This window comes from Phormidesmis sp. 146-33 (genome assembly GCF_052939515.1).
The window spans coordinates 16828-29499 of the sequence record NZ_JBJPHU010000090.1 but is presented as its reverse complement, the minus strand read 5'-3'; the positions used below and the strand labels follow the sequence as shown (position 1 = coordinate 29499).

Below are 12672 nucleotides of genomic sequence, written 5' to 3'. Positions count from 1 at the left end.
CAGGGATGACAACAAATATTAAAAAGCGCTCAAATGACCTTTAGAGGGCTGGTACTTCTGCCCCCAAGCTGCCAATTCTGAGGAACTTTTAGATAGGCGTGAATTCGATGAGAGATTTTCGCTTCGGTGTTTACGTCTTCTGCCCCCCAACCCCCCAATTTTGGGGGACTTTTAGACAAGCGTGCTGATGTAAAGTTCCTCACGGGCAGGGGGGTGGAGGGCAGTTAGAATTTTTAACGACGAAGCGTTTCATCGAATTCTAGGGAAAGTTTTTTACTAGAGCGATCGCATCCAATACCGTTCTTGATGTTGATTGACTGACAAAACTTTTGGAAGCCCTAATCTGTTGGTGGTTGACTAGCGAATGAAATCCGAAGCTATTCAAGGTTTTATTAATCCGCGAAGGTGGATTTTGTTCTCATAGCTGCGGTTTTAACTGCCAAGCAAGAAGTTTTGTCAGTCAACCGGGTTCTAAATGGGATGTTACTCGCCTTTTGTTCCGGTCATGCCCATGATTTCATAGCCCGCATCGACGTAGATCACCTGCCCTGTAATGCCGCTCGATAGGTCGCTACACAAAAACGCGGCTGTGTTTCCAACTTCTGTTTGAGTGACGGTTCGCTTGAGAGGAGCTACCGCTTCGACGTGGTGAATCATATCTAAGATGCCACCTACCGCAGAGGAGGCCAACGTGCGAATGGGGCCGGCTGAGATGCCATTGACGCGAATATTTTGCCCTCCTAACTCATAGGCGAGATAGCGGACATTCATCTCTAGTGCCGCCTTTGCAATCCCCATGACGTTGTAGTTTGGAATCACCTTCACGCCGCCTAAATAGGTCAACGTCACAATGCTTCCCCCTTCTGTCATCAATGGTTTTGCCGCTCCAGCCAGCGTGATCAGCGAATATGCACTGATATCCAGAGCCGTGTTGAAGCCTGCACGAGACGTTTTGCTAAAGTCGCCCGACAGATCATCTTTGCTGGCAAATGCCAAACAGTGAATCAGAATGTCTAGCTTGCCCCAGCGATCGCGCACCGTCTCAAACGTGGACTGCACCTGAGCATCATCCTGAACGTTGAGCGGCAAAAACAGGCTGGGTTGCAGCGGCTCGACCAGTTCGGCGACTTTTTTCTCCATCTTGCCCTTTTCGTCAGGTAGATAGGTAATGCCAAGATTTGCCCCGGCTTTGTGGAGTTGTTGGGCAATGCCCCAGGCGATCGATTTGTTGTTGGCGATCCCAGTCACTAAGGCATTTTTTCCGGTCAGGTTCAGCATAGATGTCTATCTCAAGGGCAACTATGAGAATACTCAAAGATGGGACGTTGGGGAATAGTAGTGGGTGGTTTGGTTTAGGGATGAGGGATGAGGGATGAGGGATGAGGGATGAGGAGAGATCGTAGGGTGGGTACTGGCTACTATCCCTGAGTTAGTGACGTTTAATCTAGAGTCAAGTCATTGAGGTTCATTTGCTTTGGTGTAAAAGGCTTCTGTCCCCTGACCCTCCAATTCTGGGAGACTTTTAGACAAAATCTCTGGTTCAAAGTTCCTTTTTGATGAAGGATTTGGGGGACTGCCTGGGTTGATAATCGTAGTGAAAGGTTTCGTCGAATTTACATTGCACTAAAGTTTTTAAGGCATTTGTGTAGGAAGTTCGATCGCCCTTCTAATGAGTTTCAGCAGTCGCTAGTTTTGTAACGTTGTTTTTTGTGCGGCTTTGAGCGCTTTTGCGAACACGATCGCTCTTGCGGGTTCCGCCTGCCATTTCATATTCGCGGCTATCGTTACCATATTTGGCACTTACGCCATTCAGGAGTTGGTCGAGCAGGTCGCCCAGGTTGCGTTCCATTTGGTCGATTTCCTGTTTGGCAAGGTCGAGGGATGCGATCGTGGTGTTGTAGTCATTCAATTTGGTGTGTAGCTGCTTGATCTGCGTTTCGAGGGTTGAGAGATTGCGATCGCTACCAAAGCTCAGATCAGGATCGATGGCTTTGAGCTTCAAGATCCGCAGTTGTCCTTTGTCGAGAATGCGTGAGGTGCGTTGGGCGCGTGGCATCGTAGATGGTTCCTTTCCAGGATTCTGTACCGTTCTAGTTTGTCTTGAGTCGTTGGGAAAGTGATTGAGTGGTTCGCGCAAAAGATTGTGTTGTTTTTGAGAAGTTTGATGGTCACATCTCATGGTTTTCCACAGCGATGAGGCGACGATGAGTAGTTTTGCTGAGAAAATCGGGGCGTTTGTGGTGAAGGTCGTGATGTTCGTGGCGAATGTCGTAATGTTCGTGGTGAATGTTGCGGTTTTCACGAAGAACGTTGTCGCGATCGTCATGACGGACTGAACGGATACGACGACAAGCTGAACGGACACAACGACAAACGAAACGGATACGGTAACAGGTTGAACGGATACGACGACAAACCAAACGGATAACGGTCTAGCTGCGAATGGAATGGAATCGATTTACGGGTTGGAGAATTTGCATTTGACTTCGATCTCAAAGTTGCCTTCGCTCGTCGCTTCTGCCAGAAAGGGAATGCCTGTTTTTCCGCCAATCTTTAAGCCAAATTTTAGATTTACTTCCTCAATGTGTTCTGTGCCAAAGTTTTTGAAGGCTCCGATCGCATAACGGGTATACGCCTGGATTGCTTGATGGACTTCGACCATCTCGACTAAGACGGCTTGGGGGTCGATGCCGTAGCCCTCACGATCGGGGTCGTCTAAAGAAGGGGAGGGAGCGGAAATGTCGGCAGCATCGTCTTTGAGTGCAACATAAATGGTGTAGGTTTCGCCGCTTTCTTCTCGGATTTGTAGGGGCTGGATCTCTGACATGGGGACTCTCCGAATAGGGGCAATGATGTGGGGTTTCTATTAAAGGAAGTATAAAATACGCTCAGTTCGTTTTTTCTGATTTATGGCTCGATACGCGCTTGTCGTCGGCATTGATAGCAATCTGGCTCCATTGAAATCGTTGAGTAAAACGAACGGAGATGCAACCGCGATCGCAGATCGGTTCCATCGTTATGGGGGCTTTGTCGAGGTCAAGCGGCTGATTGGGGCGGTGACGCAGAAGCAATTAGAAGAGGCGCTTCAGACGTTGCTGCTGGATCAGGCAGAACGGCATGAGGTCGTGATTTATTACACAGGGCATGGGTTTCCGCTGGTCGAGAGTTTTGGCAAGAAGCGGGTTTATCTGGCTCCATCAGATTGCAGGGTTCGGGGGTTGGATGGGCAGATCGTGCATCAAGATCTGGGGATTCCGCTAGAAGGACTGAATGATCTGATTCGGGGCACAAATTTGAGTAGTTTGGTGGTGCTGTTGGAGTGTTGCTATGGCGGGAGTCTGCTAGAGAATCGCCTCATCCGCGAGACGATGACGGCATTCACCAAGACGGACTATTTTTTGATTGCGGCGTGCCGGGAGTTTGAGCAGGCTTATGCGTTGAAGAGTCAAAACCACAGCATTTTTACGACGGCACTGCTAAAGGGATTGGAGGAGAAGAACGATCGAGGTCACGTGACGACAGGAAAGCTGTTTGATTTTATTGCGGGTGAATTGCAAAACAGCGGACAGGAACCGTTTTATTTAGGGGGTGGTCGATCGCTCACCTTGGTGAGTTATCAAACCGCCGCACCTGTGCCCGTCAAAATTGATGAAACGAATCCGTATCAAGGGCTGTTGGCGTTTACTGCGGCGACGGCAAAGTTTTTCTTTGGGCGCGATCGGGTCGTGCAAGATTTGGTGGCGGCGTTGGCTCGATCGAACTTTGTGCCGTTGATTGGGGCAAGTGGCAGCGGGAAGTCTTCGGTGGTGCGGGCGGGGTTGATTCCTCGGTTGGAGGAGTTGGGCTGGCGAGTCTTGGAACCGATGACACCAGGGACAGAACCGTTGGAGACGTTGCGATCGCAGATTTCCAGTCTGTACGTCGGCGATGTGATTGATGCTCCTGTTTCACAGTGTCGTCCCTCGATTCCAGGGGATGAACCCATTTTGCTAGTGGTCGATCAGTTTGAGGAAATCTTTACGCTGTGTCGCGATCGCGCTGAGCAATCGGAGTTTATCAATCTGTTGTTGAATCTGCCGGAGTCAGGACGGATTAAAGCTGTGATCACAATGCGGGCAGATTTTGTGGAGGCTTGTTTGGCGAATGTGGCACTAACGCAGGCTCAGACGAATGCAGTGTGGTTAGGCGCGATCGCAGGGGCGGATTTGGAAGCCGCGATCGTCAAACCAGCCGCAATGCAGGGGATGACGCTGCAAGCTCGACTTTTGGCACAGATTTTGCAGGATGTGGAGTCAGAGGAGAATTGTTTGCCGCTATTGGAGTTTGCCTTGCAGCAGTTGTGGGATCTGCGATCGCATACTGAATTAACCGTTGCTGCCTATCAGAAATTGAATGGCGTGACAGGAGCGCTGAATGCTCATGCTGAGGAGATCTACAAACAACTTGCAGCCCGCAAGCAAGAAGAGTGGGCAAAACGAGTGTTGTTGCGGTTGGTGCGAACGGGAGAAGGAACGAAAGATACTCGTCAGCGACAAGCTAAGGCAGATCTTTTATTGATGGGAAAGGATGCGGGGGAGAAAGAAGCGATCGCATCTGTGATCAGTACGTTGGTTGATGGGCGATTGTTAGTTAGTAATCGAATCGATCAACAAGATGTGATTGACTTGAGCCATGAAGCTTTGATGCTCTCTTGGAAGCGGTTTGTCGGATGGCGAGAGAGCGATCGTGAGACGCGACGGCTGGTGGACAAAATTGAGGATGCCAAGCGAGAATGGCAGGCAGAGGGGAAGCGGAAATATCTGCTAGATGGGCGATTGCTGAGGGATGCTAGACGATTGCTCAAAGACAAGCCAGAAAGTGTGTTAGGGGCGAAGGCGTTTATTCAGAAGAGTTTGTGGTGGAGGCGATCGCAGTTAGCAGGCTTATTGGTGATTCCAGTTTTAGTGTTGGGACTTCCAGCCGAGTATTTTTGGCGAGAGCAGGTAGTGAAGCAGGATTATGCGCGAGTTAGACTTCTTGAAAATGGCGATCCAGAGGAAAAATCAGCAGTGATTAATCTTGCTGGAGGATGCTGGGTAGAAAAACCTTTTCACTCAATTCCGCAATATTTAAGAGAACGAGTCTTTGGGAATTGTCGGTTGCTCCAAGAAGTAAAGTTAGCAAAAGCCAACCTCTATTACGCGAATTTGAGCGGTGCCGACCTCGGCGGAGCGAATTTGAGCAGTGCCGACCTCGGTGAAGCGAATTTGAGCGGTGCCGACCTCAGGTCTGCGAATTTGAGCGGTGCCAACCTCATATCTGCGAATTTGAGCGGTGCCGACCTCAATAGTGCAAGTTTGAGCGGTGCCTACCTCATTAGTGCGAATTTGAGCGGTGCCCGCCTCTATCACGCGAATTTGAGCGGTGCCGACCTCAGTAGTGCGAATTTGAGCGGTGCCGACCTCCATAACGCAAATTTGAGCGGTGCCGACCTCAGAGCGAATTTGAGCGGTGCCGACCTCAGTAGTGCGAATTTGAGCGGTGCCGACCTCAGGGCTGCGAATTTGGAGAAGGCTAAGTTTGAATGTTTCGAGGACACAAACGAAAAAAATCAGAAGATACGTCGATGTCCTAATTTGAAAGATATCAAATGGAACAAGAAAACAAAGTGGCGAGGCATTCAAGGCTGGGAAACCGTCGAAAACATTCCCCCTGCGCTGAAGAAGCAATTAAACCTTAAGAATGTAAAATGAGCAGCACATCAAATTGACTTGGGATTCTACGTCTCCAGCACAGCAAAGCAGAGATGCAACCACAGCATGATCGATCGTGACTTGACTCTCGACTCAAGACACCTTGCCAAACACCTGCCCAACACCCCACAAATGCAAAAGCTCCTAGAGCGAGAAGGTAGCGTCCATCTCTTCCACGATCGTGCCACCCTCGAAACCGTTGCCGCAGCCATCTTACAGAACGGCGAATTTACAGGAACCCTACGTGGACACGATCGTTACGGACTCTACTTCGCAGAGCCTATTGGCTATCGACTCGACGCAGACGGCAACCAAACTCCACTCTATTATGGAGAAATGAAGATCAAAGGAGACAAATATCATGTTATCCCCCGCACTCGCCCTAGCCGATAACTGGGACTTCACAGAACTGTGGGTCGATCCAACCGCCTCTCCTCCCTACGTTCTGATCCTGCTCTGCGACGAACAGGAGAACTGTAGCATCTACGATCCAGCACAAAACTATCAAGTTGTCTTTACCGGGTCTTCCTACCAAGACGCAAAACTGTGGCTCCTCGAAGATGAATACGAGCGAGTTGAAGGACAACTCAAAGCCGAAAAAGTCGCCTAACCCTCCCTCGCTGCAAGCTAGAGTATATTTAAGTATCTGTTCAGGATTTACTGCGGTTGCTACGCAGTTCCCAAAGCGGTAATCGCCACCATCCCAGCCTCAACGACCCCCACAATCCCGCCGCGATCGAAGCCTGCGAAGTCTGCCGCAAGTACGTCTGGAGCCGAGAAAAGTAAGAATTCTAGATTAGATTACGCCTCTGGGTCGTATTCAACGCAGATCACCAGACCCGCTAACAATTCTTTCAGTCGATCGAGTTCAATTCGCCCAATCCGGCTCACAAAGCGTTCAGTTGAAACACTCCGAACCTGCAAAACATTGCCAGCAGAATCGAGATCGAGTCCATTCTCCGATGTTGCAGGAATCCTCACCATAAAAGGACGTGTGCTGAACTTGTCTTGCCAAGTCGCGATCGGAATCACAATTCGCATCGCGATCGCACCATAGACATTCGAGCTAACCACCACCGCAGGACGAGTTTTCTGAATTTCTTGCCCTCTAGTCGGATTAAGATTAACCAGCCAAATCTCACCCCGTTTAGCGATCGACAAAACTAATCCTCCCAACCTTCCGTATCCAACCCTGAAAACTCAGTCAGTTCTGGATCAGTTTGAAAATCTTCTGCCATTGCATCTACATAAGGAGCAAGCAAGCGATCGCGCTCTCGAATCGGCAGCTTTGCGATTTGTTGAAGCGAAAAGGGCAGCGGTTCGAGTGAGAAACTATCTTTAGAGAGCGATCGAGCAAAATTCAGCACAGCTTCTTGTTGAGGAAAAGAAAGCGATCTAAGCGTTTCCAGTAAGGTTTGTTCAAGGGTTGCCGGATCTGCCATGCGTGTATTCCTCAGTCCTCATTCTATTTTATCAGCCAAGACTCACTCACCCCATTCTTAACGACATCGATACCTTCGCCACGATCGCAACCTACGAAGGAATACGAAATAAAATGAAGAAGCGTTTCCAGACCGAATTCAGCGATCGCTGTTAGCTCATGCTGCTGAAACAGGATATCCGATTGAGATGGTATTAGAAATGGCGATAAGTAGGTGGGTAAAATTAATTGTAAGATAGAGAGCCTACTAAATTCTCCGATTATGCCTGCCCCTTTACGCATTCTTCTCAATCCAGAAGAAGACCGTACCTTAACAGAACTGCGACTGGCTCCCCACCTACCCCAGCGGACTCGTGACCGTGCTCACATGCTGCGTCTCAACGCTCAGGGATGGAACGTGCCCGCGATTGCAGAACTGTTCGAGTGCCATCCTCATACCGTCAGGGCAACCTTGAGGCGATGGCAAGCAGGCGGGTTAGGGGGACTGTTTGAAGCAGCGGGACGGGGGGCAAAACCAAAGTGGCAAGCCTGCGACCTGGAGTACCTAACGCAGTGTTTAGAGCAGGAACCGCGCACTTACAACAGTGTGCAGCTAGCCAAGAAACTCAAACAAGAGCGGTTAGTGGATTTGAGTAGTGACCGATTGCGCCGATTGCTCAAAAAAAAAGCTACCGCTGGAAACGCACCCGACTGAGCCATGCTCACAAACAAGACCCCGTGAAAAAAGCCCTCAAGCAGGCAGACTTAGAGACCTTGAAGCGAGCCGCGCAGGAAGGGCATGTTGAACTGAAGTATCTGGATGAAGCAGGCTTTTGCCTGGAAAGTCCAGTTAGCTATAGCTATAGTCGGATTGGGGAGCAGAAACGAATGGAGCAACCCCCCAAGCGCTATGGCAACCGCATTAGCATTCTAGGGTTGTGGCAACCGCAAGAGCGGTTCGAGTACGCCTTAGCTCAAGGGGGCTTCAAGGGCGAAAGTTACATTAAAGTGATGGATTGGATTGCACACCAAGCCGCGCAGACTTTGACCCAAACGGGTCGTCTCACGGTGGTCGTGCAGGATAATGGCTCTCTTCATACCAGTTTGTTGGTGCGTCAGCAGTGGTCACGTTGGCAGGAGCAAGGACTGTTCGTTTTCTTTTTGCCGCCCTATTGTTCAGAGATGAATCCGATTGAAACCCAGTGGCATCAACTGAAAAGTCATGAAATTGCAGGACAACTGTTTGACAGCGAGTACGAGTTAGCGATGGCTGTTATGGAGGGAATGAAAGCTCGTAGCGAAATAGGGGAGTACTCCTTGGAGCGTTTTATATTTAATTGCACCTAGCTACTTAGCTGGGTTTCTAGACAGCGAGTGTATCAACTTTGCCGACTGCAATCCAGAGTACATTTGAAGCCTCTCGATCGGCATGGTTAGTTAGCTAACCTTTCAACTCGAAATAAAAAGGGGCAGAACGATGCCCACCCCAGTTCTTGGTTTTGATTTTCGGTCTTTGGTCTATTGAGTGGTTAGCACTTCAGAAGGCAAGCGGCGGAACTCTAGCCGCTCAGTTTCACCCACATCGACGAAAATGGTGTCCCCTTCGCTAAATTCGCCCCGTAGGATTGACTTGGCGATCGGCGTTTCCAATTCTCGCTGAATGGCTCGCTTGAGTGGACGGGCCCCAAATACCGGGTCGTAACCCACATCCGCCAAAAAGTCGAGGGCCGCATCCGATAGTTTGAGAGACATCTTACGATCGCTCAACCGCTCAGACAATCGCATCGCCTGAATCTTGACAATCTCGCGCAGTTCTGATTTTTGGAGACTGTGGAAGATGATGATTTCGTCAATCCGATTCAAGAACTCTGGACGGAAGCTCGATCGCATCGCCTCCATGACTCGTGAGCGCATTTCTTCGTAGCGATCGTCGTCTCCCGCTAGATCCAGAATGTACTGCGACCCGATGTTGCTGGTCATGATGATGATCGCGTTTTTAAAGTCCACGGTTCGACCTTGTGAGTCGGTGACGCGCCCATCGTCGAGAATCTGTAGCATCACATTGAATACGTCAGGATGCGCTTTCTCAATTTCGTCAAACAAAATCACCGAGTAAGGACGACGACGAACGGCTTCGGTCAACTGTCCGCCTTCTTCATAGCCAACGTATCCAGGAGGCGCACCGATGAGACGCGAGACGGCGTGTTTCTCCATATATTCGGACATGTCGATGCGTACCATTGCTTCTTCGGTGTCAAAGAGGTAAGCGGCGAGCGCTTTGGCAAGTTCAGTTTTACCTACACCAGTTGGGCCCAAGAAGATAAAGCTGGCCGTGGGTTTGTTGGGGTCAGCAAGTCCAGCCCGCGATCGCTGAATCGCATCCGCCACCGCTGTCACCGCTTCGTCTTGACCGATCACGCGATGATGCAGTTCGTCTTCTAAGGTCAACAGCTTTTGCATTTCTGACTCGACCAGTTTACTAAGCGGAATGCCCGTCCACTTGGAAATGATTTCTGCAATATCGGATTCGGTGACTTCGTTCCGCAGCAGTGATTTACCGCTCTTTTGGGTTTGGGCGAGTTGGTCTTCAATTTCTTGAAGCTGGCGATTGAGACTGGTCAGGGTGCCATATTTCAACTCGGCCGCTCGGTTCAAATCGTAGTCGCGCTCGGCTTGCTGAATTTCAGTATCGACGCGATCGATTTCTGCCTTCAACTCCTGTAGTTTGTCGCTTACGCCCTGTTCGGCTTGCCATTGAGCGTTAAAACGGCTTTGCTCTTCTTTGAAGTCAGCGAGTTCTCGTTCGATGCGATCCAGTCGTTCTAGAGATGCTCGATCAGTCTCTTTTTGCAGCGACAGTCCCTCCATCTCCAGTTGAATAATCTTGCGATTGACTTCATCCAATTCGTCGGGTTTAGAAGTCTTTCCAATGTTCAGTTTGGCAGCAGCTTCATCAACCAGATCGATTGCCTTGTCGGGAAGGAAGCGATCGCTAATATATCGAGTCGAAAGCGTCGCCGCGGCCACCAACGCAGAGTCAGAAATTGTAACCCCGTGGTGAACTTCATAGCGACCTTTTAAGCCGCGCAAAATCGAGATTGTATCTTCGACACTAGGCTGATCAATATAAACCTGCTGAAACCGACGTTCTAGCGCCGCGTCTTTCTCAATGTACTTGCGATACTCGTCCAAGGTCGTCGCTCCGATGCAGCGCAGTTCACCTCTGGCCAACATCGGCTTCAAAAGGTTTCCGGCATCCATTGCGCCCTGTGTAGCACCTGCGCCAACGACAGTATGAATCTCGTCGATAAAGAGAATGATCTGTCCATCAGAGTCGATTACTTCTTTGAGAACTGCTTTCAATCGCTCCTCAAATTCACCACGATACTTTGCGCCCGCGATTAGAGAACCCATGTCCAGCGTGATTAATCTACGGCCCTTGAGAGATTGAGGGACATCTTCCTTGATGATTCGTTGAGCTAAACCTTCGGCGATCGCCGTCTTCCCAACTCCAGGTTCACCAATCAGAACGGGATTATTTTTTGTCCGACGCGACAGAATCTGGATAGTACGGCGAATCTCATCATCGCGCCCAATCACCGGATCGAGCTTGCCTTCTCGCGCATACTGAGTCAGATCGCGTCCGTATTTCTCTAAAGATTCGTACTTGCCTTCGGGGTTTTGATCCGTCACCTTTTGACTTCCTCTAATTTGGACGATCGCATCTCTTAGTTTAGTGTCGTCTAATTTGAATTCTGAAAACAGAACCTTCCCAAAGCGATCATCTTTGGCGTAGGCCAGCAGCAGGTGTTCGATAGAAATAAAATCATCCTCGAACTGTTTGCGCGAGTCTTCTGCCCGATCGAGCAGCACATCCATACTGCGACCGAGATAAACAGAACTGCCGCTCCCAGAGATTTTTGGCTGCTTTTTGATGAATTCGTCCGCCCGATCGCGCAGTTGCTGCACCTTGATTCCCAGCTTGTTAAACACGCTCGTGGCAAGCCCATCTTGCTCAAGCAGTGCCTTCATTAAGTGTTCGGTTTCGATTTGCTGCTGATTGGCTTCTTTGACGATTTCCGGGGTGCGAACGATCGCTTCCCAGGCTTTCTCTGTAAATTGATTGGGGTTGGTTGGCTGCATCGCGTCCCCCTCTACCTATAACGTTCTAACTTGATACAGCCATTGTAGAGAAGTCAAGGGATTCGTGACAGATCGGAGTTCACACCTTTTGGGTAGTCCTTCCCGAAGAGCGCTTGTTCTGGCAGGTCATAATCAAGGAATCGAATTTGAAGATGGGCAGGTTGTCAATGAGCCAAATTGATCATGCAGCAATGACTGATCAGCAGTTAAAGGCACCTGAAGCGTTTAGCCCAACCGATAGCCAAATCCGCGCACAGTGATGATGTATTGAGGAGAACTCGGATCAATTTCTAGCTTCTCTCTGAGCCAGCGAATGTGTACATCTACCGTTTTAGGATCGCTCATCGATTGCAGACCCCAGACTCGCTCTAAAAGCTGATCGCGTGAAAAAACTCGGCGCGGATTTTGCATGAATAACTCTAGCAGCGTGTACTCTTTGGGCGACAGATTGACCTGTTGATCTCGCACCGTCACTTTGTATTCTTGTAGATAGAGGGTGATGTCTTGAAACTGAAGCGTTGACTGTTCTGACGCAATGGATTGAGTGCGCGACGATCGCCGCAACAACACTCGACAACGCGCAATTAATTCCCGCAGTCCAAACGGTTTGGCGAGATAATCATCGGCTCCAATTTCTAGCCCGACGACCACATCCATTTCGGTTCCTCGCGCACTGAGAATGAGAATTGGGGTGAGGTTTCCCTGTTGGCGAAGAATACGGCAAACATCCAGCCCATTCACGTAGGGCAACATCAGATCGAGAATGATCAGGTCGATCGCGCTAGATCCATCTTCTCGCGTCGCAGCACTGATCACCAAATCAAGCGCCTGACGACCGTCTTCAGCCGTGATCACTTGATAGCCCTCTTCTCGTAGAGCAGTCGCGATCGTTTCTCGAATAACGGCTTCATCTTCGACAACTAGAATACAGGGGGATGATTGAGAGGCTCCAAACGATCGCATAAAGTTATCGAATACCGCAGTTTTAGCAACTCAGGTTGGGTTAGAAAATCTGTTCAGGCTTCCTGAAGTGCAAACCAAATTTTGAAGATAAAGTAGACTGCGGCTAATTGACTCCTGTTTTGAAAAGACAACGCAAACGATTCTTATCACCTACAACATTCAACATTAAATCAACATTAAATAGAGATTGAATGAATCTAACCATCAAAACAATAAACAAATCAGGAACTTAGCAGGTTAAATCTGATTAAAGATTGGGTTAAACCCATTTTCTTATCAATTCGTGTGGGCGATGGCTACCCTGGAGTTAACATCAATTTGATTAAAAACTTCGCTTTGTTGGTGAGATCTGCTGCCTCCCAAGCTGCCAATTTTAGGGAACTTTTGGACAAGACTCTGTTCATCGTTCTCTAT

The 12672-nt window shown here is 49.3% G+C and carries 11 protein-coding genes and 1 pseudogene; 5 read left to right on the top strand and 7 right to left on the bottom strand.

Features of this window, described 5'->3' with window-relative positions:
- Window positions 1-483: 483 nt before the first annotated feature.
- The 3 genes from fabI to ACJ2PR_RS26400 form a co-directional block, all read right to left on the bottom strand.
- Entirely contained in the window at window positions 484-1278 is a 795-nt protein-coding gene (gene fabI, locus ACJ2PR_RS26410; RefSeq protein ID WP_446861781.1) for an enoyl-ACP reductase FabI, read from the bottom strand.
- Window positions 1279-1666: 388 nt separating this feature from the next.
- Window positions 1667-2365, bottom strand: a complete 699-nt coding sequence (locus ACJ2PR_RS26405; RefSeq protein ID WP_446879194.1) for a hypothetical protein — start codon at window positions 2363-2365, stop codon at window positions 1667-1669.
- 93 nt (window positions 2366-2458) lie between these two features.
- On the bottom strand, window positions 2459-2827 hold the full coding sequence (locus tag ACJ2PR_RS26400; protein ID WP_446879193.1) for a CU044_2847 family protein: 369 nt from the start codon (window positions 2825-2827) through the stop codon (window positions 2459-2461).
- 82 nt (window positions 2828-2909) lie between these two features.
- Between ACJ2PR_RS26400 and ACJ2PR_RS26395 the strand changes: the two genes are divergently transcribed.
- The 3 genes from ACJ2PR_RS26395 (at window position 2910) to ACJ2PR_RS26385 (ending at window position 6342) form a co-directional block, all read left to right on the top strand.
- Complete coding sequence (locus ACJ2PR_RS26395; protein ID WP_446879192.1) at window positions 2910-5732, top strand: nSTAND1 domain-containing NTPase; 2823 nt, start codon at window positions 2910-2912, stop codon at window positions 5730-5732.
- 66 nt (window positions 5733-5798) lie between these two features.
- Complete coding sequence (locus ACJ2PR_RS26390) at window positions 5799-6125, top strand: DUF6972 family protein (RefSeq protein ID WP_446879191.1); 327 nt, start codon at window positions 5799-5801, stop codon at window positions 6123-6125.
- Window positions 6094-6342 (top strand): hypothetical protein, encoded by a 249-nt coding sequence (locus tag ACJ2PR_RS26385; RefSeq protein ID WP_446879190.1) that lies wholly within the window; start codon window positions 6094-6096, stop codon window positions 6340-6342. Before ACJ2PR_RS26390 ends, ACJ2PR_RS26385 begins: the two co-directional genes overlap by 32 nt.
- 191 nt (window positions 6343-6533) lie before the next feature.
- Here ACJ2PR_RS26385 and ACJ2PR_RS26380 read toward each other — a convergent pair whose 3' ends face one another.
- Both ACJ2PR_RS26380 and ACJ2PR_RS26375 read right to left on the bottom strand, forming a co-directional pair.
- Window positions 6534-6893: a type II toxin-antitoxin system PemK/MazF family toxin gene (locus tag ACJ2PR_RS26380; protein ID WP_446870458.1), complete on the bottom strand. Its 360-nt coding sequence runs from the start codon at window positions 6891-6893 to the stop codon at window positions 6534-6536.
- 2 nt (window positions 6894-6895) lie between these two features.
- A complete protein-coding gene (locus ACJ2PR_RS26375; protein WP_446870459.1) occupies window positions 6896-7174 on the bottom strand; it encodes a hypothetical protein in 279 nt (92 codons plus the stop codon).
- A gap of 2 nt (window positions 7175-7176) precedes the next feature.
- Here ACJ2PR_RS26375 and ACJ2PR_RS26370 point away from each other — a divergent pair, with 2 nt between their 5' ends.
- Window positions 7177-7329, top strand: coding sequence for a hypothetical protein (locus tag ACJ2PR_RS26370; protein WP_446870460.1), 153 nt, complete (start codon window positions 7177-7179; stop codon window positions 7327-7329).
- A gap of 106 nt (window positions 7330-7435) precedes the next feature.
- Window positions 7436-8499, top strand: a pseudogene (locus ACJ2PR_RS26365) (IS630 family transposase).
- A gap of 171 nt (window positions 8500-8670) precedes the next feature.
- Here the strand turns inward: ACJ2PR_RS26365 and clpB are convergent.
- On the bottom strand, window positions 8671-11295 hold the full coding sequence (clpB, locus tag ACJ2PR_RS26360; RefSeq protein WP_446879189.1) for an ATP-dependent chaperone ClpB: 2625 nt from the start codon (window positions 11293-11295) through the stop codon (window positions 8671-8673).
- A gap of 225 nt (window positions 11296-11520) precedes the next feature.
- Window positions 11521-12258: a response regulator transcription factor gene (locus ACJ2PR_RS26355; protein WP_446858673.1), complete on the bottom strand. Its 738-nt coding sequence runs from the start codon at window positions 12256-12258 to the stop codon at window positions 11521-11523.
- Window positions 12259-12672: the final 414 nt, after the last annotated feature.

What these genes read in the sequence shown, in the direction of transcription:
- ACJ2PR_RS26375 (WP_446870459.1), bottom strand. Translation starts at nt 7,174, where the DNA reads ATGGCAGATCCGGCAACCCTTGAACAAACCTTACTGGAAACGCTTAGA.
- ACJ2PR_RS26385 (WP_446879190.1), top strand. Translation starts at nt 6,094, where the DNA reads ATGTTATCCCCCGCACTCGCCCTAGCCGATAACTGGGACTTCACAGAA.
- fabI (WP_446861781.1), bottom strand. Translation starts at nt 1,278, where the DNA reads ATGCTGAACCTGACCGGAAAAAATGCCTTAGTGACTGGGATCGCCAAC.
- ACJ2PR_RS26355 (WP_446858673.1), bottom strand. Translation starts at nt 12,258, where the DNA reads ATGCGATCGTTTGGAGCCTCTCAATCATCCCCCTGTATTCTAGTTGTC.
- clpB (WP_446879189.1), bottom strand. Translation starts at nt 11,295, where the DNA reads ATGCAGCCAACCAACCCCAATCAATTTACAGAGAAAGCCTGGGAAGCG.
- ACJ2PR_RS26395 (WP_446879192.1), top strand. Translation starts at nt 2,910, where the DNA reads ATGGCTCGATACGCGCTTGTCGTCGGCATTGATAGCAATCTGGCTCCA.
- ACJ2PR_RS26390 (WP_446879191.1), top strand. Translation starts at nt 5,799, where the DNA reads ATGATCGATCGTGACTTGACTCTCGACTCAAGACACCTTGCCAAACAC.
- ACJ2PR_RS26400 (WP_446879193.1), bottom strand. Translation starts at nt 2,827, where the DNA reads ATGTCAGAGATCCAGCCCCTACAAATCCGAGAAGAAAGCGGCGAAACC.